This window comes from Endozoicomonas sp. SESOKO1, from assembly GCF_024606265.1.
GTDB lineage: Bacteria > Pseudomonadota > Gammaproteobacteria > Pseudomonadales > Endozoicomonadaceae > Endozoicomonas.
The window spans coordinates 1-1007 of sequence record NZ_JAHHPP010000226.1; the positions used below are offsets into that span (position 1 = coordinate 1).

Here is a 1007-nt window from a genome sequence, read left to right on the forward strand (position 1 = left end):
ATGCCATCACCTACAGCTTGGTGGATGATGCCGATGGCCGCTTTGCTATCGATAGCAGTACCGGGGTCATCACGGTACTGGACGGTTCCAGGCTGGATTATGAAACGGACACCCAGCATACCATTATTGCAAGGGCAACCGATGACCACGGTGTCTACTCTGACCAGCAGTTAACCATAAAGGTGAATGACGTCAGTGAAGTCACCCGCATCTACTTTGATGATGCTGATGGTTTGTATTCGTACGGCGATAACATCACAGTGAAAGTGGAATTCTCCAGTCCTGTCAATGTCGCCGGTACTCCCACACTGGATCTGGACAGCGGCGGTTCTGCCACCTACAGTTCTGGCACCAGCACCACCAATCAGTATATCGTTACCAGCACCACCAATCAGAATATCATCACCAGTACCGCCAATCAGTGTGTCACTGCTGGCTGTGCCGGTGTGGGTTTTTCCGATATTTGAAGATGCCTCTGTTTCAGTTAACGCTATCCCGGAATTTTGATCTGTAGTGGTATTGCCCGCAGCATCAGCAAAAAAACCATCGCTGGTGATCCGGATGATATCGCTACCTTCGGCATCGCCATAACCTGCGGTATTTTTGATAGCGTCCATTTTGCTGTCCTGCAGGTGGATATAGAGCTTATCGTCAGACATGGAAACAACAGAGTGAATATCGGCAGCGCTAAAGCCTATATTGGTATTGCTACCAGAGTTATCCACAACCTGCCATTCAAGTTTACTCCAGTCCAGACGACTCACCAGGTCGGTTGTTCGACCTTCCCCCGGAGAAAGCAGGCTGTCAAAACCGGTACCGGTGATCACCAGGGCACTGGAGCCATGAGCATGGATTTCGCCACTGGTCAGCCCAATAACAGGGTCAACACTATCAATACGGATATTGCTTTGCGCCGCCAGAGAGTCGGGGGATGATATGGAAGGCAGTGTCAAGATGGCTGGAAAACCGCTGGTATTGGTAATATTACCCCCCCGCCAGACGCAGGG

The 1007-nt window shown here is 50.7% G+C and carries 1 protein-coding gene and 1 pseudogene; one reads left to right on the top strand and one right to left on the bottom strand.

The annotated features are described in order from the left end of the window. Nucleotides 1–20: 20 nt before the first annotated feature. Nucleotides 21–125, top strand: a pseudogene (locus tag KDK13_RS19205) (hypothetical protein); the annotation flags it as partial. A gap of 45 nt (nt 126–170) precedes the next feature. Here the strand turns inward: KDK13_RS19205 and KDK13_RS19005 are convergent. Next, nucleotides 171–1007 (bottom strand): hypothetical protein (locus KDK13_RS19005; RefSeq protein ID WP_306671077.1); only part of this gene is annotated, 837 nt, incomplete at its 5' end.